Source organism: Streptomyces sp. NPDC001914 (genome assembly GCF_042891215.1).
Taxonomy (GTDB): domain Bacteria; phylum Actinomycetota; class Actinomycetes; order Streptomycetales; family Streptomycetaceae; genus Streptomyces.
Genome location: NZ_JBIASW010000001.1, coordinates 706,826 through 728,408 on the forward strand (window position 1 = coordinate 706,826; position 21,583 = coordinate 728,408).

19 protein-coding genes are annotated in these 21,583 nt (G+C 70.9%); 13 read left to right on the forward strand and 6 right to left on the reverse strand.

Annotation, left to right across the window (positions count from 1 at the left end; genetic code table 11):
- From ACFYYF_RS03470 to ACFYYF_RS03485, 4 genes are read right to left on the reverse strand one after another with little or no spacing between them, the layout of a single operon-like run.
- Positions 1-996 (reverse strand): ABC transporter permease, encoded by a 996-nt coding sequence (locus ACFYYF_RS03470; RefSeq protein WP_388770937.1) that lies wholly within the window; start codon positions 994-996, stop codon positions 1-3.
- Positions 989-2,029 carry an ABC transporter permease gene (locus tag ACFYYF_RS03475; RefSeq protein WP_388770940.1) on the reverse strand — a complete coding sequence of 347 codons (1,041 nt, stop codon included), beginning with the start codon at positions 2,027-2,029 and terminating at the stop codon, positions 989-991. Before ACFYYF_RS03475 ends, ACFYYF_RS03470 begins: the two co-directional genes overlap by 8 nt.
- Entirely contained in the window at positions 2,026-2,148 is a 123-nt protein-coding gene (locus ACFYYF_RS03480) for a hypothetical protein (protein WP_388770942.1), read from the reverse strand. Before ACFYYF_RS03480 ends, ACFYYF_RS03475 begins: the two co-directional genes overlap by 4 nt.
- A complete protein-coding gene (locus ACFYYF_RS03485; protein ID WP_361675518.1) occupies positions 2,145-3,662 on the reverse strand; it encodes a sugar ABC transporter ATP-binding protein in 1,518 nt (505 codons plus the stop codon). The genes ACFYYF_RS03480 and ACFYYF_RS03485 overlap by 4 nt, the downstream gene beginning before the upstream one ends.
- A gap of 286 nt (positions 3,663-3,948) precedes the next feature.
- Between ACFYYF_RS03485 and rhaI the strand changes: the two genes are divergently transcribed.
- From rhaI to ACFYYF_RS03520, 7 genes are all read left to right on the forward strand, one after another.
- Positions 3,949-5,109, forward strand: a complete 1,161-nt coding sequence (rhaI, locus tag ACFYYF_RS03490; RefSeq protein WP_388770945.1) for an L-rhamnose isomerase — start codon at positions 3,949-3,951, stop codon at positions 5,107-5,109.
- Between the two features lie 610 nt (positions 5,110-5,719).
- Positions 5,720-7,759 (forward strand): bifunctional aldolase/short-chain dehydrogenase, encoded by a 2,040-nt coding sequence (locus tag ACFYYF_RS03495; RefSeq protein ID WP_388770947.1) that lies wholly within the window; start codon positions 5,720-5,722, stop codon positions 7,757-7,759.
- An 8-nt stretch (positions 7,760-7,767) separates the two neighbouring features.
- Positions 7,768-9,201, forward strand: coding sequence for a rhamnulokinase family protein (locus tag ACFYYF_RS03500; protein WP_388770949.1), 1,434 nt, complete (start codon positions 7,768-7,770; stop codon positions 9,199-9,201).
- A gap of 182 nt (positions 9,202-9,383) precedes the next feature.
- Positions 9,384-10,205, forward strand: a complete 822-nt coding sequence (locus tag ACFYYF_RS03505) for a (Fe-S)-binding protein (protein WP_388770951.1) — start codon at positions 9,384-9,386, stop codon at positions 10,203-10,205.
- On the forward strand, positions 10,202-11,680 hold the full coding sequence (locus ACFYYF_RS03510) for a LutB/LldF family L-lactate oxidation iron-sulfur protein (protein WP_388770953.1): 1,479 nt from the start codon (positions 10,202-10,204) through the stop codon (positions 11,678-11,680). Before ACFYYF_RS03505 ends, ACFYYF_RS03510 begins: the two co-directional genes overlap by 4 nt.
- On the forward strand, positions 11,677-12,327 hold the full coding sequence (locus tag ACFYYF_RS03515; protein WP_388770955.1) for a lactate utilization protein C: 651 nt from the start codon (positions 11,677-11,679) through the stop codon (positions 12,325-12,327). The genes ACFYYF_RS03510 and ACFYYF_RS03515 overlap by 4 nt, the downstream gene beginning before the upstream one ends.
- A 204-nt stretch (positions 12,328-12,531) precedes the next feature.
- On the forward strand, positions 12,532-13,344 hold the full coding sequence (locus ACFYYF_RS03520) for a hypothetical protein (RefSeq protein ID WP_388770957.1): 813 nt from the start codon (positions 12,532-12,534) through the stop codon (positions 13,342-13,344).
- A gap of 878 nt (positions 13,345-14,222) precedes the next feature.
- Here the strand turns inward: ACFYYF_RS03520 and ACFYYF_RS03525 are convergent.
- Positions 14,223-15,314 carry a M23 family metallopeptidase gene (locus ACFYYF_RS03525; RefSeq protein ID WP_388770959.1) on the reverse strand — a complete coding sequence of 364 codons (1,092 nt, stop codon included), beginning with the start codon at positions 15,312-15,314 and terminating at the stop codon, positions 14,223-14,225.
- Positions 15,315-15,994: 680 nt separating this feature from the next.
- Here ACFYYF_RS03525 and ACFYYF_RS03530 point away from each other — a divergent pair.
- Entirely contained in the window at positions 15,995-16,189 is a 195-nt protein-coding gene (locus ACFYYF_RS03530; protein ID WP_388770962.1) for a hypothetical protein, read from the forward strand.
- A gap of 529 nt (positions 16,190-16,718) precedes the next feature.
- Positions 16,719-17,402 carry a hypothetical protein gene (locus ACFYYF_RS03535; protein ID WP_388770964.1) on the forward strand — a complete coding sequence of 228 codons (684 nt, stop codon included), beginning with the start codon at positions 16,719-16,721 and terminating at the stop codon, positions 17,400-17,402.
- A 262-nt stretch (positions 17,403-17,664) separates the two neighbouring features.
- Here the strand turns inward: ACFYYF_RS03535 and ACFYYF_RS03540 are convergent, their stop codons facing one another.
- Positions 17,665-18,630 (reverse strand): pirin family protein, encoded by a 966-nt coding sequence (locus ACFYYF_RS03540; RefSeq protein ID WP_388770966.1) that lies wholly within the window; start codon positions 18,628-18,630, stop codon positions 17,665-17,667.
- Between the two features lie 178 nt (positions 18,631-18,808).
- Here ACFYYF_RS03540 and ACFYYF_RS03545 point away from each other — a divergent pair, with 178 nt between their 5' ends.
- From ACFYYF_RS03545 to ACFYYF_RS03560, 4 genes are all read left to right on the forward strand, one after another.
- A complete protein-coding gene (locus tag ACFYYF_RS03545; protein WP_388770968.1) occupies positions 18,809-19,339 on the forward strand; it encodes a MarR family winged helix-turn-helix transcriptional regulator in 531 nt (176 codons plus the stop codon).
- A 2-nt stretch (positions 19,340-19,341) separates the two neighbouring features.
- Positions 19,342-19,782, forward strand: a complete 441-nt coding sequence (locus ACFYYF_RS03550) for a MarR family winged helix-turn-helix transcriptional regulator (RefSeq protein ID WP_388770970.1) — start codon at positions 19,342-19,344, stop codon at positions 19,780-19,782.
- 150 nt (positions 19,783-19,932) lie between these two features.
- A complete protein-coding gene (locus tag ACFYYF_RS03555; RefSeq protein WP_388770973.1) occupies positions 19,933-20,280 on the forward strand; it encodes a tetratricopeptide repeat protein in 348 nt (115 codons plus the stop codon).
- Between the two features lie 292 nt (positions 20,281-20,572).
- The gene (locus tag ACFYYF_RS03560; protein ID WP_388770975.1) at positions 20,573-21,232 is read left to right on the forward strand and encodes a peptide deformylase; all 660 of its coding nucleotides are present in this window, start codon (positions 20,573-20,575) and stop codon (positions 21,230-21,232) included.
- Positions 21,233-21,583 lie beyond the last annotated feature (351 nt).

A 21,583-nucleotide genomic window follows, 5' to 3' on the forward strand; every position in this document is an offset into this window, starting at 1 on the left:
TTACGGGTTCGGGGTCGGGGCGGCGGCTCTGCGGCCCGCCCTCGCCACGGAGATCTGGCGCCCGACCCGGGGGCCGAGCACGGAGACGACGAGCAGGACGCCGGTGACGACGATCTGCGACTGCGCGGAGACGTTCAGGAGGCTCATCACGTTCTGGAGCGAGCCGAGCAGGAAGACGCCCGCGATCGCGCCGCCGAGCGTGCCCCTGCCGCCGTCGAAGTCGATGCCGCCGAGCAGGACGGCGGCCACGACGGACAGTTCGAGCCCGGTGGCGTTGTCGTAGCGGGCGCTGGCGTAGTGCAGGGCCCAGAACACACCGGTCAGCGAGGCCATGAAGCCGGTCGCGACGAACAGGAGCAGCTTGTGCCGCCTGACCCGGATGCCGGCGAACCGGGCGGCCTCCTCGTTGGCGCCGATGGCGAACGCGGAGCGCCCGAAGGGGGTGGCGTGCAGCACGATCACGGCGACCGCGAGCAGTACCAGGAAGAGTGGGAACGCCTGCGGGACGAAGCTGTCGCCGATGCGTCCGGCCGCGAAGTCCTGGTACGGGACGGGGAAGTCGGTCACGGCGTCGGAGCCGAGCACGATCTGCGCGATGCCGCGGTAGGCGGCCAGGGTGCCGATGGTGACGGCGAGCGACGGCAGCCCGAGCCGGGTCACCAGCAGGCCGTTGACGAGCCCGCACACCACGCCGAGCACCAGGCAGAGCGGGATGATCGTCTCGATCGCCATGCCCTGGTTCCACAGGGCGCCCATCACCGATCCGGAGAGCCCGGCCGTGGAGGCGACGGACAGGTCGATCTCGCCGGCCACCACGAGCAGGGTCATGGGCAGGGCGATCAACGCGATCGGGAGGGTGTTGCCGATCAGGAACGACAGGTTGAGCGCGTTGCCGAAGCCGTCCACGAAGGAGAAGGAGAAGAGCAGCAGGACGATGAGGAGGGCGCCGACGACCGTGTCCCAGCGGACGGCGCGCGCGAAGGGGGAGTCAGCCATGGCGGGCGTTCCTCTTCTTCAGTGCGGAGGCGACGCGCAGCGCGACGATCCGGTCGACCGCGATGGCGAGGATGAGCAGGATGCCGTTGATGGCGAGCACCCAGACGGAGCTGACGCCGAGGGCGGGCAGGACGCTGTTGACCGAGGTGAGCAGCAGAGCGCCGAGCGCGGCTCCGTAGACGCTGCCGGAGCCGCCGGTGAAGACGACTCCGCCGACCACGACCGCGCTGACGACGGTGAGTTCGTAGCCGTTGCCGGTGCCGGAGTCGACGTTGCCGAACCGGGCGAGGTAGAGGGCGCCCGCGAGTCCGGCGAGGCCGCCGCAGACGACGTACGCGGTCAGGATGCGCTTGCGGACCGGGATGCCGGCGAGCCGGGCGGCCTCCGGGTTCGAGCCGAGCGCGTAGAGCTCGCGGCCGCCGCCGAAGTGCTTGAGGAAGTACGCGGCGACCACCAGGACGGCCAGGGCGATCAGCGCGAGATAGGGGACCGCCGAGATGCCGCCGGAGCCGAAGTCGACGAAGCCGCCGGGGAGATCGGCCGCCGTGATCTGGCGGGAGCCGACCCAGATGGAGTCGACGCCGCGGATGATGTAGAGGGTGCCGAGGGTGACGACGAGTGCGGGCACTTGGCCGAGGCTGACGAGGGCGCCGTTCAGCAGTCCGCAGCCGACGCCGAGCAGGACCGCGAGCAGGACCGCGACGACGGGGTTGCCGCCGCCCTGGAGGTAGGTGCCGGCCGCGAAGGCGCTGATGCCGAGGGTCGAGCCGACCGACAGGTCGACGTTGCGGGTGATGACGACGAGCGACTGGCCGGTGGCGACGAGCACGAGGATCGTCGCGTTCAGCAGCAGGTCCTTGATGCCCTGTTCGGACAGGAACTCGCTGTTGCCGAGCTGGGTGACGGCGATCATCACCAGGAAGACGGCCAGGATGGCGAGTTCGCGCATCTTGAAGACGCGGTCCACCAGCCGGGTGCCGCTGGACCTGGGCACCTCGGTGGCGGGGGCGGGGGTGGGCGCGGTGACCGTCATGCGGCGGCCCTCCGGGGCGTGATCGGGGTCATGCGGGCGGCCCTCTCCGTGACGGTCGTCCGGCCGCCGTGGCGGCGGTCGGTCCGGGCCGCCCGGGCGGCCCGTTCGATGGCTGTCATGCGGCGGCCCTCCCGGTGGCGGCGGCCATCACGGATTCCTCCGTGGCTTCGGAGCGCGGGATCTCGGCGGTGAGCCGGCCCTCGTGCATCACGAGTACGCGGTCCGCCATGCCGAGGATCTCGGGCAGATCGGAGGAGATCATCAGGACGGCCACCCCGTCGGCGGCCAACTCGCCTAGCAGCCGGTGCACTTCGGCCTTGGTGCCCACGTCGATGCCACGGGTCGGCTCGTCGACGATCAGCACCCTGGGGCCGGTGGCCAGCCATTTGGCGAGGACGACCTTCTGCTGGTTGCCGCCGGAGAGCGTGGCGACGGTGTCCGCGATCCGGGCGTACTTCACCTGGAGCCGGACCGCCCAGTCGAGGGAGCGGCTGCGTTCGGCCCCGCGGTCCATCAGGCCCGCCCTGACCGTCGTACGCAGCCCGGTCAGGCCGATGTTGCGCTCGATGGACATGTCCATCACCAGTCCCTGGGCGCGCCGGTCCTCGGGGACGAGGGCGAGTCCGGCCGCCATGGCGACGGAGGGGGCGCCGTTGGTCAGCGCCCGGCCGTCGACCTCCACCTCCCCGGCGTCCCAGCGGTCCACGCCGAACACCGACCGCGCGACCTCCGTGCGCCCGGCGCCGACGAGACCGGCGAGTCCGACGATCTCGCCGCGCCGGACGTCGAAGGAGACGTCGGTGAAGACGCCCTCCCTGGTCAGCCGCCGCACGCTGAGGGCGACTTCGCCCGCCTCGACGTCCTGCTTCGGGTAGAGCTCGTCGAGGTCGCGGCCGACCATCCGGCGTACGAGGTCGTCCTCCGTCATGCCCTCCAGCGGCTCGCTGGAGATCAGGGCCCCGTCGCGCAGGGTCGTCACCCGCCCGCAGATCTGGAAGATCTCCTCCAGCCGGTGCGAGATGAACAGCACCGCGGAACCCTGCTCGCGCAGGGTGCGCACCACGCCGAACAGACGGGCCACCTCGCTGCCGGTGAGGGCGGCGGTCGGCTCGTCCATGATCAGGACGCGGGCGTCGAAGGAGAGGGCCTTGGCGATCTCGACGATCTGCTGGTCGGCGATGGACAGCCCGCGCGCCGGACGCTCGGGGTCGAGCTCGACGCCGAGCCGCTTCATGAGGGCCGCGGTCGCCGCGCGGGTCGCCTTGTGGTCGATGCGGCCGAGCGTCCGCCGGGGCTGACGGCCCATGAAGATGTTCTCGGCGATGGAGAGGTCGGGGAAGAGCGTGGGTTCCTGGTAGATCACCGCGATGCCCGCGTCGCGGGCGTCGGCGGGGCCGTGGAAGACGGTCGGCTCACCGTCCAGCAGCACCTGGCCGGCGTCGGGTCGGTGCACGCCGGCGAGCGTCTTGATGAGGGTCGACTTGCCCGCGCCGTTCTCTCCGGCGAGCGCGTGCACCTCGCCGGGGAACAGTTCCAGGGACACGTCCCGCAGGGCGCGCACGGCGCCGAAGGACTTCGAGAGGTCCTTCAGCGCCAGCACCGGGGCCGGTCCCGTGTCGGACGGGTGGGTCATGAGGGGCTCCTCGACGGCGCCGGCGGGACGGCCCCACGGCGTCGTGAAAGGTTTCAATTGGGTTGCCGGGACGTTAGGCATGCCAACCGGGGCTCGTCAATGGGTTCGTGTCGAAATTCTTCGACGGCCCGGTGTCACGGGAGGGTCACGGCGATCGGCCCGCGCCGGAGGGGTTGACAGCCTTTCGGGGGGCTCATAACTTCGCTGCTGAATCGTTTCAGACAGTCGTCGTTTCAGACAGTCGTTTCAAAGAAGCTGTCGCATCCGAAGTCGTAGGAGTCCCGAAGTGACCGAGTTCGCCGCGGTGAAGGCCGCGCTCAAGACCCAGGCCGTCGAGACGCCGTCATGGGCGTACGGGAACTCGGGAACCAGATTCAAGGTGTTCGCGCAACCGGGTGTGCCCAGGACTCCGCGGGAGAAGCTGGACGACGCCGCCAAGGTGCACGAGTTCACCGGCGCGGCCCCCACCGTCGCCCTGCACATCCCCTGGGACACGACCGACGACTACGCGGCGCTGGCGAAGTACGCCGAGGAGCGCGGTCTGAAGCTGGGCGCGATCAACTCCAACACCTTCCAGGACGACGACTACCGCCTCGGCTCCGTCTGCCACCCCGACGCCGCGGTGCGCCGCAAGGCCGTCGACCATCTGCTCGCCTGCGTCGACATCATGGACGCGACGGGATCGCGGGACCTGAAGCTGTGGTTCGCCGACGGGACGAACTATCCCGGCCAGGACGATCTCCGCGCACGCCAGGACCGGCTGGCGGAGGCTCTGGCACAGGTGTACGCGCGGCTCGGCGACGACCAGCGGATGCTGCTGGAGTACAAGTTCTTCGAGCCCGCCTTCTACGCGACGGACGTCCCCGACTGGGGCACGGCCTACGCGCACTGTCTCAAGCTCGGCCCCAAGGCACAGGTCGTGGTCGACACCGGGCACCACGCCCCCGGCACCAACATCGAGTTCATCGTCGCCACGCTGCTGCGCGAGAACAAGCTCGGCGCCTTCGACTTCAACTCCCGCTTCTACGCCGACGACGACCTGATGGTCGGTGCGGCCGACCCCTTCCAGCTCTTCCGGATCATGTACGAGGTGATCCGCGGCGGCGGCTTCACCCCGGACGTCGCCTTCATGCTCGACCAGTGCCACAACATCGAGGCGAAGATCCCGGCGATCATCCGGTCCGTGATGAACGTGCAGGAGGCCACCGCCAAGGCTCTCCTGGTCGACGGGGCCGCGCTGGCCGAGGCGCAGCGGAGCGGGGACGTGCTGGCCGCGAACGCGGTGATCATGGACGCGTACAGCACCGACGTGCGGGCGCTGCTCGCGGAGGTTCGCACCGAGGTGGGGCTCGACCCGGATCCCGTTGCCGCATATCGCCGGTCCGGGTGGGCGGAGCGGATTGCCGTCGAGCGGGTTGGGGGGAACCAGGCGGGGTGGGGGGCCTAGCTCGTTGCCCGGGCCGGCTTTCCTGGGGTGGGTGCTCGGCTAGGCCGGGGCCGACTTGGCGGGGGTCGCCTTGCCGGGGGTCGCCTTGCCGGGGCCGCTTTTCGGGAGCGGGTTCCCTCGGTGGGGTGGCTCGGGTCCGTCGGGACCGCCGTGTCGTGTCTGCCTCGCTCTGTGGAGCGCGGGGCGCGGGATCGTCGTGGCTGGTCGCGCAGTTCCCCGCGCCCCTGACGGGGCGCTGCACCTGGGCCCTCCTCCATGTGAGCCCCGCGTCGCGTCTGCCCCCCTCCGTGGTTCGCGGGCCGCAGGGCTCGTCGTGGCCGGTCGCGCAGTTCCCCGCGCCCCTGGCGGGGCGCTGCTCCTGGACCCGTCTTCCACGCAAGCCTCTCTTCGCACGAACTCCGCATCGCGTCTGCCCCAACCCGCAGTTCACGGACCGCGCGGCTCGTCGTGGCTCGTCGCGCAGTTCCCCGCGCCCCTGACGGGGCGCTGCTCCTGGACCCTCCTCCTTGTGAACCCCCGCCCCTGGCTGGCCCTCCCCATCCGCCTTCTCCACGTGAACCCGCGCCCCTGACAGGGCACCCCTTTCCCCCTCTTTCAAAGGATCTGGAACATGGCACCCCATCCGGAAGCCGAGGCTCTGCTGGCGCGGTCGCGTCGGCTGGGCGGCGATCCCCGTAACACCAACTACGCGGGCGGCAACACGTCCGCGAAGGGCACCGGCGCCGATCCCGTGACCGGTGGTGACGTGGAACTGATGTGGGTGAAGGGGTCCGGCGGGGACCTCGGCACCCTCACCGAGGACGGACTCGCGGTGCTGCGGCTGGACCGGCTGCGCGCGATGACCGCGGTGTACCCGGGCGTCGAGCGCGAGGACGAGATGGTCGCCGCGTTCGACTACTGCCTGCACGGCAAGGGCGGCGCCGCTCCGTCCATCGACACGGCGATGCACGGACTGGTCGACGCCCCGCACGTCGACCATCTGCACCCCGACTCGGGGATCGCGCTGGCCTGCGCGGCCGACGGGGAGAAGCTGACAGCCGAATGCTTCGGCGACCGCGTGGTGTGGGTTCCCTGGCGGCGGCCCGGATTCCAGCTCGGGCTGGACATCGCGGCGGTCAAGGAGGCCAACCCGCAGGCAGTCGGCTGCGTCCTGGGCGGCCACGGCATCACCGCGTGGGGCGCCACCGCCGAGGAGTGCGAGCGCAACTCGCTGTACGTCATCCGCACCGCCGAGGCCTTCCTCGCCGACCGGGGGAAGGCGGAGCCGTTCGGGCCCGTCGTCGCGGGGTACGAGGCACTCGCCCCGCGCGAACGCCGCGAGCGGGCCGCCGCGCTCGCGCCGCACATCCGGGCGGTCGCCTCCCAGGACCGCCCGCAGGTGGGCCACTTCACCGACTCCGAGGACGTGCTCGACTTCCTCGCCCGCGCCGAGCACGGACGTCTCGCGGCCCTCGGCACCTCGTGTCCTGACCACTTCCTGCGCACCAAGGTCAGGCCCCTCGTGCTCGACCTTCCGCCGGCCGCCTCGCCGGCGGAAGCGGTCGCACGGCTCGCGGAGCTGCACGCCGAGTACCGCGTGGAGTACGCCGCCTACTACGAGCGGCACGCGCTGCCCGACTCCCCCGCGATGCGCGGAGCGGACCCGGCGATCGTGCTGGTGCCCGGGGTCGGCATGTTCTCCTTCGGCAAGGACAAGCAGACGGCCCGGGTGGCGGGCGAGTTCTACGTCAACGCGATCAACGTGATGCGCGGGGCCGAGGCCGTCTCCACGTACGCGCCGATCGAGGAGTCGGAGAAGTTCCGCATCGAGTACTGGGCCCTGGAGGAGGCGAAGCTCCAGAGGATGCCGAAGCCCAAGCCGCTCGCCACGCGGGTCGCGCTGGTGACGGGCGCGGGCAGCGGGATCGGCCGGGCGATCGCCGAGCGGCTGGTGGCCGAGGGCGCCTGTGTGGTGGTCGCCGACCTCGACGCCGAGGGGGCCGAGCGGGTCGCCGCCGGGCTCGGGGGCCCCGACAGGGCCGTGGCCGTCGCCGTGGACGTCACCTCCGAGGAGCAGATCGCCGAGGCCTTCAAGAGCGCGGTGCTCGCCTTCGGCGGGGTCGACCTCGTGGTCAACAACGCGGGCATCTCCATCTCGAAGCCGCTCCTGGAGACCACGGCGAAGGACTGGGACCTCCAGCACGACATCATGGCGCGCGGCTCCTTCCTCGTCTCACGCGAGGCGGCCCGGGTCATGATCGCGCAGAAGCTGGGCGGCGACGTCGTCTACATCGCGTCCAAGAACGCGGTCTTCGCGGGCCCGAACAACATCGCCTACTCCGCGACCAAGGCCGACCAGGCCCATCAAGTACGCCTCTTGGCGGCCGAGTTGGGCGCGCATGGCATCCGGGTCAACGGCGTCAACCCGGACGCGGTCGTGCGCGGGTCCGGCATCTTCGCCGGCGGCTGGGGCGCGCAGCGGGCGGCGACGTACGGAATCGAGGAGGAGAAGCTCGGCGAGTTCTACGCGCAGCGGACCATTCTCAAGCGGGAGGTGCTTCCGGAGCATGTCGCGGCCGCCGTGTTCGCCCTGACGGGCGGGGACCTGACGCACACCACGGGGCTCCACGTCCCGGTCGACGCCGGCGTCGCCGCCGCCTTCCTGCGATGACGGCCGGCATGAGGTTCGCCGCGGTCGACCTCGGCGCGTCCAGCGGGCGCGTCATGGTCGGCCGTGTCGGGCCGGGCACGCTCGGCCTGACCGAGGCGCACCGCTTCCCGAACCGGCCCGTCCGCGTCCCTGAGGGGCTGCGCTGGGACGTGCTCGGGCTGTACGCGGGTGTCCTCGACGGGCTGCGCGCGGCCGGGCAGGTCGACTCCGTCGGCATCGACGGCTGGGCGGTGGACTACGGTCTGCTGGACGCCGACGGAGCGCTGCTCGGCAACCCGGTGCACTACCGCGATTCTCGTACCGAGGGTGTCGCGGAGAAGGTGTGGGCGAGTGTGCCCGCCGCCGAGCTGTACGCGGCGACCGGGCTGCAGTACGCGCCCTTCAACACCCTGTACCAGCTCACGGCGGCCCGCTCCTCCGCCCAACTGGCGGCGGCGAGGCACGTGTTGCTCGTCCCGGACCTGCTCTCGTACTGGCTCACCGGCGAGATGGGCACCGAGCTCACCAACGCCTCCACCACCCAGTTGATCGATCCGGGGACCCGTGACTGGTCGTACGGGCTCGCGGAACGGCTCGGCGTCGATCTGCGGCTGTTCCCGCCGCTGCGCAGGCCCGGCGAGCCGGCCGGGACCCTGCTGCCGCGCGTGCTGGAGGAGACCGGGACCAGAGGCCCGGTGCCCGTGACGACGGTCGGTTCGCACGACACGGCCTCGGCGGTGGCCGCCGTCCCCGCGACCGGGGAACGGTTCGCCTACATCTGCACCGGCACCTGGTCGCTCGCGGGTCTGGAGCTGGACGCGCCCGTCCTCACCGAGGCGAGCCGGGCCGCCAACTTCACCAACGAACTGGGCCTGGACGGCACGGTCCGGTATCTGCGCAACATCATGGGCTTGTGGCTGCTCCAGGAGTGCGTACGGGAGTGGGGCGACCCCGCACTGGGTGAACTCCTCGCGGCCGCGGCCGAGGTGACGCCGCTGCGGTCGGTCGTGGACGCGGGCGACACGGCGTTCCTCGCGCCGGGCCGGATGCCCTCGCGGATCGCGGACGCCTGCCGGGCCTCGGGTCAGCCGGTGCCGGAGTCCCGCGCCGAGATCACCCGCTGCATCCTCGACTCCCTCGCGCTCGCGCACCGGCGGGCGATCGGGGAGGCGCAGTCGCTGGCCGGGCATCCGGTCGACGTCGTGCACATCGTCGGCGGCGGCGCCCGCAACGAGCTGCTGTGCCGGCTCACCGCCGACGCGTGCGGCCTGCCGGTCGTGGCGGGCCCGGCGGAGGCGGCCGCGCTCGGCAACGTGCTCGTCCAGGCGCGGGCGCGCGGACTGGTCGGCGACCGCGCCGAGATGCGCGACCTGGTGGCGCGCACGCAACCGCTCCGACGCTACGAGCCACGGGGCGGTACGGCGGCGTGGCGCGCGGCCGAGTCACGGCTCGGCACGTCGTGAGAGCCGCGTCCCGGAGCACCGGCCGGGGAACGCGCCCGAGTTCGACGGGGGAACGCGTGTGAGGTGGGGACCATGAGGAACACGGTGGGGCGCGCCGCCCGGACGGCGGGTGCGCGTCGCCCGTCCGCCACGCACCCGCCCCGTACCCTGCAACCGTCCGTGACCGACCCCGAGGAGCCGCGATGCGTGTCGCCCTGTTCCTGACCTGTGTCAACGACACGCTGTACCCGGACACGGGCCGCGCCGTGCTGGGCCTGCTGACCAGACTGGGTGTCGACGTCGACTTCCCGATGGGGCAGACCTGTTGCGGTCAGGCGCACTACAACACGGGCTACCGCCACGACGCCGAACCGCTCGCCCGGCGTTTCGCCGAGGTCTTCGAGGAGTACGAGGCGATCGTGACGCCGTCCGGATCGTGCGGGGCGATGGTGCGGGAGCTGTATCCGCGGATGGGTGAACGGGCCCGCGCGGAGGGCCGCGGCGACACCCTGGCCCGGACGCTGGCCCCGGTGGTGCCGAAGACGTACGAGCTCACCGAGTTCCTGGTGGACGTGCTCGGGGTGACGGACGTCGGCGCGTACTACCCGCACACCGTGACGTATCACCCCGCCTGTCACGGGCTGCGCGGTCTGGGCCTCGGCGACCGGCCGCTCCGGCTGCTGCGGGCCGTCAGGGGACTCGAACTGAGGGAGCTGCCCGGCGCGGAGGAGTGCTGCGGCTTCGGCGGCACCTTCGCCCTCAAGAACTCGGACGTCTCCGCGGCGATGGGCGCCGACAAGGTGCGCAACGCCGAGTCGACGGGCGCCGAGGTGCTGTGCGCCGCGGACAACTCGTGTCTGATGCACATCGGCGGCACGATGGGGCGCCTCAGGACGGGGATGCGGCCCGTGCACATCGCGGAGATCCTGGCGAGCACGGAGGCGGACGCGGAGCCGGGACCGGGAGCGGGAGCGGTGGCCGACGCGGGCACGCGGGCGGGCGACGCGGAGGGGCGGAGCGCATGAGCGGCACGTTCGTCGGGATGCCGGCCTTTCCGAAGGCGGCGCGCGAGGCGGTCGGCGACGCGACCCTGCGCGGGAATCTGCGGCACGCCACCCACACCATCCGCGCCAAGCGCGCCAAGGCCGTCGCCGAGGTCTCCGACTGGGCGGAACTGCGCGAGGCGGGCAGGCGGATCAAGGACCACACGCTCCGCCATCTCGACCGTTACCTCGTGCAGTTGGAGGAGTCGGTGACGGCGGCCGGTGGTGTCGTGCACTGGGCCGCCGACGCCGAGGAGGCCAACCGGATCGTCACGGACCTGGTGAAGGCGACCGGCGAGAGCGAGGTCGTCAAGGTCAAGTCGATGGCCACGCAGGAGATCGGGCTCAACGAGGCGCTGGAGGCCGCGGGCATCCACGCGTACGAGACCGATCTCGCCGAGCTCATCGTGCAGTTGGGCAAGGACCGGCCCTCGCACATCCTCGTTCCGGCGATCCACCGCAACCGCGGTGAGATCCGTGACATCTTCGCCCGCGAGATGGGCGCCTGGGGCCGCGCGGCGCCCGACGGTCTCACCGACTCGCCCGCCGAACTGGCCGAGGCGGCACGGCTGCATCTGCGCGAGAAGTTCCTGCGCGCCAAGGTCGGGATCTCCGGCGCCAACTTCATGGTCGCCGAGACCGGCACGCTCGTGGTCGTCGAGTCCGAGGGCAACGGACGGATGTGCCTGACCCTGCCCGAGACCCTGATCTCGGTCGTCGGCATCGAGAAGACCGTGCCGGCCTGGCGTGACCTGGAGGTGTTCCTGCAGACCCTGCCGCGCTCCTCGACGGCCGAGCGCATGAACCCGTACACCTCGATGTGGACGGGCACCACGGACGGGGACGGTCCCCGGAGCTTCCATCTGGTCCTGCTGGACAACGGCCGCACCGACACGCTCGCCGACGAGGTCGGACGCCAGGCGCTGCGCTGCATCCGCTGCTCCGCGTGCCTCAACGTCTGTCCGGTGTACGAGCGTGCGGGGGGTCACGCCTACGGCTCGGTCTATCCGGGCCCGATCGGCGCGATCCTCAGCCCCCAACTCCGGGGCACCGCGAGCGAGATCGACGCCTCCCTGCCGTACGCCTCCTCGCTGTGCGGCGCCTGCTACGAGGTCTGTCCGGTCGCGATCGACATCCCCGAAGTGCTCGTCCATCTGCGCGAACGGGTCGTGCAGGGCGGGCGGGCGACCCGGGAGGGCAACACCGTCGTGCTCAGGCCGGCCAAGGGACACGCCGCCGAGCGGGCGGCGATGCGCGCGGCGCGCTGGGCGTTCGGCCGTCCCGGCGTCCTGCGCACCGGGCAGCGCCTGGCGTCCGGGACCCGGCGCTTCCATCCGCGGACCCTGCCGGGTCCCGGCAGGGCGTGGAGCGGAAGCCGTGAACTGCCCGCGGTTCCGGCGGAGTCGTTCCGCGCCTGGTGGCAACGCACGCAAGGCGGAAAGGACATGACGAAATGAGCAGCAGGGATCTGGTCCTCGGCCGGGTGCGGCGGGCCCTCGCGGACGTGCCCGAGGACGACGAGGGGCCGTACGAAGGTGCGGTTGACCGGAGTTACCTGCGCGAGCACGGTGCGCGGAGTGTCTCCGCGACCGTGGATCTGCTCGCGGAGAACCTGGCGGACTACCGGGCGATCGTGCACCGCGCCACCGAGGACGAACTGCCGTACGTCGTCATGCGGTTGCTCGCCGCACGCGGATCCCGGCACGTGCTCGTGCCGCCGGGGCTCCCGCCCGCCTGGATGTCGGCGGCGGATGCCACCCGGGTCCACGACCGTGCCGTGAGCACACCCGGTGAACTCGACCAGGTGGAGAGCGTGGTGACCGGCTGCGCCCTCGCCGTCGCCGAGACCGGCACGATCGTCCTCGACGGCGGCCCGGACCAGGGCCGGCGCCGGATCACCCTGGTCCCGGACCACCACATCTGCGTCGTCCGGGTCCCCGGCCAGGTGGTGGCCTCCGTCCCCCAGGCGATGGAACGCCTGGACCCGGCCCGCCCGCTGACCTGGATCTCCGGCCCGTCCGCCACCAGCGACATCGAACTGGACCGGGTGGAGGGGGTGCACGGGCCGCGCACGCTGGAGGTGATCCTGGTGGAGGAAGCGTGACGGACGAGCCGCGCCGGGGGGCGGCGAACCCCGCGCGACCACTCTTCGTATCACCGGGATCATGGCGCCGACCAGGCATTCCGCCGGGCCGTTCAGGTCGCGTTCAGGCTCGTCGACCGTCCCGGCAAGACCTGCTCCGGAAGCGTCCAAGCCCTGGCAAAGCCCCCTGTGGCGAAGGGGTCCCGGCGTGTCATGGTGCCGCCCATGAGCACCGAGCACCTCACCCGTCACACCCCACCCCTCCCGCCCACCGCCGTCCTGGCGAGCAAGGTCCCCGAAGTCACCTTGTACTTCTGGGTGATCAAGGTGCTGACCACCGGAATGGGCGAGACCGCCTCCGACCTCCTGGCCCAGCGGCTCGGCCCCGTGCCCGCCGTGGGGCTCGGCGGGCTGGCTCTCGCGGCCTCGCTGGCGCTCCAGTTCGCCGTCCGGCGCTACGTGGCCTGGATCTACTGGACCGCCATCGTCATGGTCAGCGTGTTCGGCACCATGGCCGCGGACGTGCTCCACGTCGGTCTCGGCGTTCCGTACACGATCTCCACTCCGCTCTTCCTGGTCGCGCTGGGCGCCGTGTTCGCCGTCTGGTACGCGAGTGAGCGCACGCTCTCGATCCACAGCGTCCGCACCCGCCGCCGCGAGATCTTCTACTGGGCCACCGTGCTCGCCACGTTCGCGCTCGGCACGGCGGCCGGAGACCTCTCGGCCACGGCCGGCCTCGGCTACCTGGGCTCGGCCGTCCTGTACGCCGTCGCCATCGCGGTGCCGGCCTGCGCCCACCGCTTGGGTTCCCTGAACGCGGTCGCCGCCTTCTGGACCGCGTACGTCATCACGCGCCCGCTCGGGGCGTCGGTCGCCGACTGGATGGCGCTGAGCCACGCGCGCGGCGGCCTCGCCCTCGGCCTCGGCCCGGTCACCGCGTCCTGGACCATCGCCATCATCGGCTTCGTCACGTACCTCGCCCTGTCCCACCGCGACGTCCAGGACGACTCCGTGGACGCGCGCCCTGCGGCTCGCTGAGGAGTCCAGGTGGTGGTCCGGAAGCAGGACAGCGACGAGCCAAGCTGCCTCACCGTTGATCCGCGGGCGTGGTGGTTGGTGGCAAGGTTGGAGTCGTGGGAAGCCTTTCACGGCCGTGCCTCGATCCAACTTGCCGATCTGGTTGCCCGTGCTGCGAGAGCCATGGCGACGCACAGCAGGGACAACTTCGGTTCCTTTTCTCCCGCACCTCGAACCTCACATCAACCCTCGCCGCGCGCTTGTCACATGACCAGGCGGCCCGAGTCCACGGCTCCGGCCGCAGCACTCGTACGCACGCCTGCTCCCCGGCCGGGTCCGCGCCGCACTCCCGCCCTTCTTTCTCCTTCACTCAGCCAAGGGCAAGCGGTCACAACGGGGATGTCTTAGCCCTGACCATGCCTTCACGGGGCAGTTGACCAGCACGGATTCCGTGATGTGGGCGATCGTCGCGCCAGAGAAGTCGCAAGAGATCCCGCAGGAGATGCAGCGGAGTTGGTACAAGAGTTGACCTTGCGAGGCCTTATCCACAGTGCGGCTGGAACGGCAGTTCCCCCGGACGAGGCATCGGTGTACTGCTCTGATCGACGTCCACGACGAACTCCCCAGGTCCACGCGGAACTGACGACGCGCTTCCTGCGGGTGCCGGGGTCGACCGAACCGCTGGATACAGGGGAAATGCGCGAGAACCCCTGACGGCAGACGGGATGGGAGCTGAGGTGAGTGGCGGGCCGAGATGGCCGGTCCGGTGCCTGGCTTTGTTCACGAGAGCGCGTTCTCGTGAACAAAGCCAATTCCCGTTATCCGCTCTTGAGCGAAGGCCCAGTTCAGCAACCTGGGCCTTCGCCGTTGTCTCGACCGTCGGCACGACCGGAATCCGGTCAGAACTCCAGCACCTCGCGGTCGAGCGGATACCGCGCACGGTGAGGGCCCTCGTACGGCGAGGGCGTGATCGGCAGGACGCCGGTCGGCTGCAGGCCCAGGTTGTCGTCCCAGATGCGGGGTTCGACCTGTCCGACGACGCGGAACTCCCGGAAGGTGAAAGGCGGGCTGTCGGTCGGGAAGAACTCGGCTGTGGTCATCACCTGGAAGTGCAGGTGTGGCGTGGTCGAGTTGCCGCTGTTGCCGATCAGCCCGAGAACCCGGCCGGGTTCGACGCGGTCGCCTTCCCGGACCTTGAGCGAGCCGGGCGTCAGGTGGGCGTAAAGCAGGTAGCGGCCGGGCGCGACCTCCACGGTGACGTGGTTGCCGACGGTCTCCTCGATGGGCGGGACGGGCGGCGTGTTGTCCGGGATCCCGTCCTGGACCTCCACCACTCTGCCGCCGGCCGCGGCGACGACCGGTTGCCGGTAGCTCAGGTAGCTGGTGAGCCGTGTGGGGTCGCCTTCCCAGGTCTGTCCTTGCTCTCCGACCCGGTACCAGTCGATCGCGAAGCGCTGCGGCACGTCGAAGCGGCCGTTGATCGGGCCGAGGCCGCGCCGGTGATGGGTGTTCCCGCAGCACGACTCGCTGGAGTACCACGTGCCGGGGCGTACCGGCGGGTTCAGGTTCATCGGCGCGGTGCGGCCGGTCGGGGTGACCTGAACGGTCTCCTCGAACGGGGAGGAACCGGAGGCGGTGACGACGGCACCTGAGAGATGGTGTTCAAGGACCTTGGGCACATGCTGACCGCGGTCGAGGGCCAGGTCGAGCCAGATGACCCACTGCTGGGAGCCCGGGATGACGGTCGGCGTCGGCCCCGGGGGCGCCGGGGTGTACCCGTCCGCACCCGGCAGGGGATCACCCACGGGATTGGCGGCATCGGCCAGCGCCTGGCCACTCAGCGAGCCCACCACCCGGTGTGTGCGGGCGTCCCGGACCTCGACACGGTCGAGGCGCACCTGCGTGCTGCTGGGCAGTGCGTTCGTGGTGAGCAGTTCGTACGAGAGGTGCGTCCTGCCGTCCGTGGCATGGAACGGCGTCGGTTCGGTCATCACCGCTGCCGTCAGCGGCGTGAACTGTGGGCCGGATGCTGGACCGGCCGTGTCGGTCCCGTATCCGGGTGCCGTTGAAGCCGTCAGCATGCCGACTGCGAGTACGGCGGTCACGAGCCCGCGACGTAGCGGGCTCCGGCCGGTGCGGTGCTCTTCCAGTCGTCGGGTCCCGGGCCGTGAAGGGCACCGGCACGCCCCGCGCCGAGGCGCATGCCCCTGTGTAACCCGGCGACGCGCCGCTCCGAGCCGAGGGCACCGGAGCCACGTCCGAACTGCACCCTTCCAGCCGCATCGACCAGCGGGCCCGGGTCACGGGGTGAGCTGCCCAGAGCGAATCAGAACGACCGCTTCGGGCCGGCAGGACGCCTCCGGGGATACCAACGCGCTTTTCGCCGCCCTCAGCCTCAGAGCGTCGGCCCCGGTGGACGCACCCAGGAGGCGCGCGACAGCCTTGAAGCCTTGCGCAGGCGCGTGTCACAACGTGCCAGTAGGACCTGTGCACAGCGGTCGACGGGGGGGGGTCCGGCCAGGCATCGGGGTCGCCTCCCCATTACGGCCGTTCCCACAGGTCAGACGGAGTTTCCACGTTCAAGCACCGGGTGATTCCTCAGCTGATGTCCCACGAGGGAGTCACGAGGGAGTAATGGGGTGGTCCTGTCGCCGTCCGGGACGATGGCAGGATGCACTACTTCAACGGGACGGGTTGGCTTGAGATCTTCAACGGCACGCAGACGTCGATCGGTCGGACTGTCGACGTGGACGCCTGGGACGCAGCGACAGGCGTAGGCCTTTTCGTCGATCCCCAGCGAGGAACCCGTCGGCCGGTGACCGACTACCCGGACTTCTCACACCTGGAGCGAGCCGACCAGGTGTAGAGACGAGCCACTCCGATCACCGTGAACGCGCACGGACATGTGGACGACGCCGAGAGCGCCGATCGCCTCATTCCGGCGGGCGAGGAGTGAAGGAGCCTTCTGCCGAGTGAGTGTCTAACTGCGTGACAACGCCGATGGACAGCGGCGGACAAGCGCGGACGCCTGCGAACCGTCGGAGCAGGCGAGAGGCACACTGACCCTAGGTGAGACGCCTACCCAAGTTGCTTCGGGACGAAAGGGTCGTGGGTTCAAATCCCGCCACCCCGAGGCTGTTCAGAGGGCCAGTTGCGTGATCGCGATTGGCCCGCTGCCGTGTTCCGGGGGCCAACGGAAACTGATCTAGTCCACCGGGCACCCCGTCTCTGATAAGCGGTTGCGGCACCCTGGAAGCCGCCGCACGAACCGCAAGAGATCAGAACCAGACCCACAATGCACCTTCGACGCGTGGCTCAACGCGGCAGGCGGCAATCTTGGTGTTGGGCTAGCCTCCGGGCAGCAGCGCTGTTGGTGTCTACATGTGGATCGTGCCATGACAGGAAGCAAGACGAGCCCTGACCGTGCCACCGCACTTACCTGGCTTCGGCAGGCTCTTGCCGATCAGCTTGACGACCTCATGAAGTTGAGCGGGTTCAAGCGGTCGGCGCGCAGCGTTTCGTACGCCAGGCCTTGGGATGGCGGGCGGCAGAAAGTCGACTTCGATTTGATCGTCCGCCCGCACTACGCACGGGACGCGGTGCAGGTGTCGCTGAGCGTTTCCTTCGTGTCAGCCGCGATCGCTGCAGTCGCCCGCGCGATGCTTCCAGCTGATGACGCCGCCGTCGTGGTTCGCAAAGACGTGGTCGACCGCTCCGCGCTGGACCAGATCATGCGCAATCCGCCCATCCTGAAATTCACCAATGAGCCCGAAGCGCGGGACGCTGTCAAGCACTTGAAGAGTTGGGTCAGCTCCTCGGTGATCCCCTATCTCGATGCACGTAAGTCCGTGGAAGCTTTTGTGCTCCTGAAGGTGCGGAGCCTCATGAACGAAGCGAGTGATCGCCTACCGCGCGGACCTCGCCCTGTCGTGCTGGCGGCGTCGCAGAAGTTCCTCGGCCGGCCCGAGGACGCGTTGGCAACACTCGAATTTGCCTATCCTCCGGAGAGCCAGGAGCGCACGCGCTACGACGCTGCATTCAGGCAATCGGGTCTGCTGCAGGCTTGGGTGACAGGTTGACCTGCGCCACGGTTTGGGTTCCAGCTGCGGTGGCTAACTGGGTGCGTGGACCAGCGCGATGGCACGTGCCCGGAACTCCGGAGGATAAGGGCGAGGCATGACTGCCCGCCTTCCGTGAAGGTCTGTCAGTCAGCTACCAGAACTGGAACCCAGGACCTGGGGCAGGTCAAGATGTCACTCGATCGTGCGGCAGACCCGACCGGATGCCGGGCGGGGACAGCCGCGTCCCGCGAGAGTCATGCACCAGAGCTGGAACCCCAGGTCAGCGCACCCTTCCGCGCGGCTTCAGGGGCAGTGGGGGCAGTTCAGGAGCGGTCAGCGGGGCGCCGTCGTAGCCCACCACCTCGCCGAAGCGCGCGCCCTTGGCCCAGTCCTCGCGGGCCTGTTCGATCTCCTCCTGGGTGCGGCCGATGAAGTTCCACCACATGATCAGCTCCTCCTCGAACGGCTCACCGCCCAGCAGCATGAGGCCCGCGTCGCTCGCGGCGCGCAGCGGGAGTTCGGTGCGGCCGCAGCCGAGGTAGAGCATGGAGCCGGGGAGCATCGGCACGCCGTCGACCTCGGCCTCGCCGGACATGGACAGGACGGCGTACTCGAAGTCGGGCTCCAGCGGGAGGCGTACGTCCGCGCCGCTCGTCAGGGCCAGATCGGCGCCGACGATCGGTGTGAACGTCGTACCGGGCGAGGTCGAGCCGTCGAGCGTGCCCAGCAGGAGCGTGCCCCGCAGGCCGGGGGCGGTGACGACGGGCAGTTCGGCGTGGTGTTCGAAGTGCGGGTCGGTGTGCCGGTGGCTGTCCGGCAGCGCGACCCAGAGCTGCGCCCCGTGCAGCAGGCGGGAGTGCGCCCGGGGGCTCTCCTCGGAATGGCTGATGGCGCGGCCCGAGGTCATCAGGCCCAGTTCGCGCGGGCGGATCGTCTGGAGGCTGCCCGTGGAGTCGCGGTGCAGCACCTCGCCCTCGTGCAGCCAGCTCACGGTCTGCAGGCCCATGTGCGGGTGCGGCGGGACCTGCATGCCGGGTTCGTCGGCGATGTCGTCGGGTCCGTAGTGATCGACGAAGCACCAGGCGCCGACCATGCGCCGGCCCAGGTTGGGCAGCAGACGGCGGACCTCGGTCGACTCGCCGAGCTTGACCCGGCGGGGGCTGAGGAGTTCGCGCACCGGCTCGGCCACCACGAACCCGCGGCCGCCGCAGGGGGCGGGAACCGCCTCCCGATCAAGATTGCTCATGGCGCACAACCTAGTCCCGCCGGAGGCCTCTCGTCAGTCCATCTATCCGCCCATTGAGGGGCACATGGCTCAGAACCGGCGCGGCGGACCGGGAGTCGGGCCCCGGGCGGGTCGGTCCCGAACGGTCCGTTCGAGAAAATAGTAGCCATGGACATAGTAGCCATGTACTGTTTCTTGCATGAGTACAGCGAAGCCGGATTCCGGGAACGCGACGCCCGGGTTCCTCGTGTGGCGCCTGTCGACGAAATGGCGCGTGGCGGTGGACCGGGCGGTGGGCCCGCTGGGCCTGACGCACGCGCAGTACTCGCTGGTGGCGTCGCTGTACGGCATGCACCGGGACGGCCGGCACCCCAGCCAGCGTCAACTCGCCGACCACACCGGGCTCGAACCGCTCTACGTCTCGAAGCTGGCCCGTTCCCTGGAGGCGGCCGGCCTGCTCGACCGCGCCCGCGATCCGGCGGATCCCCGGGCGGTGCGGCTGACCCTCACCGACGACGGGCGCGAGGTCACCCGCCGCGCCATCTCCGTGGTCCAGGGCCTTCTGGAGCAGCTTCTCGAACCGCTGGGCGGCCTCGGCGGCGAACGCACCCGCGCGTTCAGCGCCGAACTGGCCATCCTGCTCGACGTACCGCTCGATCCGCTCACCGGAGCCGGGACCCGTCCCGGCGAGGCTTCACCCCTCTCCGAAGAGCTTTCACCCGAGGAGTAGTCATGACCACCTCTGTTCCCCCTGTCAACGGCCAGGTCATCGGCCTCGCCCACTACGCGAGCCGCGCCGCCCTGGAGCGGGTACTGGCCCGCAGCGGCACCACGTTCGAGCAGTCGGTGGCCCTGCGGGCCGTGTCCGACAACGGCGGGACCGCCGAGCGGGCGCGGGTCGTGGGCCGGCTCACCGGCGCCCTGAAGATCGAGGAGCCGGCGGCCCTGCGGACCGTCGACGAGCTGACGGCATTGAAGCTCCTCGAGGAGCCGGCGCCCGGGCAGGTGTCCCTGACGGACGGCGGACTGGAGCTGTTCGCGTCGATCCGCACCGCGGGGGACGAGATCGCGGCCCGGGTGTACGCCGGGATCCCGGCCGAGGATCTGGCCACCGCCGGGCGTGTCCTGGCCCTCGTGACGGAGCGGGCCGAGGCGGAACTCGCCGGTTCGTAGCAGTCCGTAGCGGTCGACAGTGGTCGACAGCGGTCCGCAGCAGTCCGGGGCTGGGCCGTCGCGGACGCACGGCCCGGCCCCACCCCCCCGACCAGTTCGTGGAATATTCAATCAACCAGTGCGGTTGTGGCCCGTCGAAGGAGGTCAGTGGTGGACACGACGTACTACGACCACGGGACGGCCGCGGAACGCTGGGAGCGGGCGCGGATGTTCTTCGAGGCCAGGGACTACGCCGCGGCGGCACGTGTGCTGAGCGGACTGGTCGAGGAGGTGCCGGAGCAGACCGGACCCCGGCTGCTGCTGGCGCGCTCCTACTACCACTCGGCCCAACTGCGCCGCGCCGAAGCCGAGTTGCGCACCCTGGTCGAGCTCGACCCGGTCGAGCACTACGCCCGGCTGATGCTGGGACGCACGCTCCAGCGCCTCGGCCGGTCCGACGAGGCGGCGTCGCACCTGCGGATCGCGTCCGCGCTCGGAGGCGAATTCGAAGGGGCCTGATCCTGATCCCGGTTCGGTCCCGCCTCCTCGGCGGTACCGGGTCCAGAAGCCATGCCGGAAGGCCGGTCACCTCGGTGGCCGGCCTTCCGTGCGCCACGCGGGCGGACGGGTGGGCTGCCGGGCGGAGGGGTGAACGGCCCGGCGGGACAGGTGGACGGCCGGGTGGAAGGGTGAGCGGCCTTACGGACAGGTGAACGGTCCGGCCGGGGTGTGTCCTGGGCCACACGAGGAAAGTCGCGGGACTCCCCCGCGCCGCCTCGATCACCCCGGTCCGGCTTGGCATCCTGGCGGGATGGCATCCGAACGTGACGGCAGCGTCCCCCGCATCAGTCTGAGCGACCTGGTCGAGGAACTCCTCGGCCACGAGGGTCCGTTGCCGATCGTCGCGGCCGGCGACCCCGTGCTCCGCCAGGGCACGGAGCCGTTCGACGGGCAGCTCGACCCGGGGCTCCTGGCACGGTTCGTGGCCGCCCTGCGCGCCACGATGCACGCGGCGCCGGGTGTCGGTCTCGCCGCGCCGCAGGTCGGCGTGCCCCTGCGGATCGCCGTCATCGAGGACCCGGCGCCCGTCTCGGACGAGGTGCGCCTCGCCCGCGGGCGGGAGCCGCAGCCCTTCCGGGTGCTGGTCAATCCCTCGTACGAGGGGATCGGTCCGGGACGGGCGGCGTTCTTCGAGGGCTGCCTGAGCGTTCCGGGCTGGCAGGCCGTGGTGGCCCGGCACGCCGAGGTGCGGCTAACGGCGCTCGACGAGCACGGGCGAGCGGTCGACGAGGTGTTCGGCGGGTGGCCCGCGCGGATCGTCCAGCACGAGACGGACCACCTGGACGGCATGCTCTACCTCGACCGCGCGGAGCTGCGCTCACTGTCCTCGAACCAGGCGGCGGCGGAACTCTGGGCCCAGCCGACACCGGAACGGGCGGCCGCGGCCCTGGGGTTCGCGCTGCCGGACTGACTCACCGGGCCCGCCCGGCGGACGCCCACCGCGCCGGGATCGGTCTGCGCCGCACCGGTCGCCGGGCGGGCGCCGCGCGAACCGCTCACCTGGTGCCGTGCGAAGCACTGACCCCGGTGCCGTGCGGAGCGCTCACCCCGGCCCCGGCGCCATACGGTGCACGGACCCCGGTGTCGCGCGGAGCGCCCACCCCGGCGCCGTACGAGGTCAATCACCCCGGCGCCGTACTGGGTCAATCACCCTGGCGCCGTACTGGGTCAATCACCCCGGTGCCGTACGGGGTCAATCACCACGCCACCGCGCCGACAGCGCACGGCGTGTCGCGCCAACCGTCCGCGCCGGCCCCGTGCG

Coding starts and splice junctions, on each gene's coding strand:
- ACFYYF_RS03470 (WP_388770937.1), bottom strand. CDS start 996: ATGGCTGACTCCCCCTTCGCGCGCGCCGTCCGCTGGGACACGGTCGTC.
- ACFYYF_RS03475 (WP_388770940.1), bottom strand. CDS start 2,029: ATGACGGTCACCGCGCCCACCCCCGCCCCCGCCACCGAGGTGCCCAGG.
- ACFYYF_RS03480 (WP_388770942.1), bottom strand. CDS start 2,148: ATGACAGCCATCGAACGGGCCGCCCGGGCGGCCCGGACCGACCGCCGC.
- ACFYYF_RS03485 (WP_361675518.1), bottom strand. CDS start 3,662: ATGACCCACCCGTCCGACACGGGACCGGCCCCGGTGCTGGCGCTGAAG.
- ACFYYF_RS03495 (WP_388770947.1), top strand. CDS start 5,720: ATGGCACCCCATCCGGAAGCCGAGGCTCTGCTGGCGCGGTCGCGTCGG.
- ACFYYF_RS03500 (WP_388770949.1), top strand. CDS start 7,768: ATGAGGTTCGCCGCGGTCGACCTCGGCGCGTCCAGCGGGCGCGTCATG.
- ACFYYF_RS03505 (WP_388770951.1), top strand. CDS start 9,384: ATGCGTGTCGCCCTGTTCCTGACCTGTGTCAACGACACGCTGTACCCG.
- ACFYYF_RS03510 (WP_388770953.1), top strand. CDS start 10,202: ATGAGCGGCACGTTCGTCGGGATGCCGGCCTTTCCGAAGGCGGCGCGC.
- ACFYYF_RS03515 (WP_388770955.1), top strand. CDS start 11,677: ATGAGCAGCAGGGATCTGGTCCTCGGCCGGGTGCGGCGGGCCCTCGCG.
- ACFYYF_RS03520 (WP_388770957.1), top strand. CDS start 12,532: ATGAGCACCGAGCACCTCACCCGTCACACCCCACCCCTCCCGCCCACC.
- ACFYYF_RS03525 (WP_388770959.1), bottom strand. CDS start 15,314: ATGACCGAACCGACGCCGTTCCATGCCACGGACGGCAGGACGCACCTC.
- ACFYYF_RS03530 (WP_388770962.1), top strand. CDS start 15,995: ATGCACTACTTCAACGGGACGGGTTGGCTTGAGATCTTCAACGGCACG.
- ACFYYF_RS03535 (WP_388770964.1), top strand. CDS start 16,719: ATGACAGGAAGCAAGACGAGCCCTGACCGTGCCACCGCACTTACCTGG.
- ACFYYF_RS03540 (WP_388770966.1), bottom strand. CDS start 18,630: ATGAGCAATCTTGATCGGGAGGCGGTTCCCGCCCCCTGCGGCGGCCGC.
- ACFYYF_RS03545 (WP_388770968.1), top strand. CDS start 18,809: ATGAGTACAGCGAAGCCGGATTCCGGGAACGCGACGCCCGGGTTCCTC.
- ACFYYF_RS03550 (WP_388770970.1), top strand. CDS start 19,342: ATGACCACCTCTGTTCCCCCTGTCAACGGCCAGGTCATCGGCCTCGCC.
- ACFYYF_RS03560 (WP_388770975.1), top strand. CDS start 20,573: ATGGCATCCGAACGTGACGGCAGCGTCCCCCGCATCAGTCTGAGCGAC.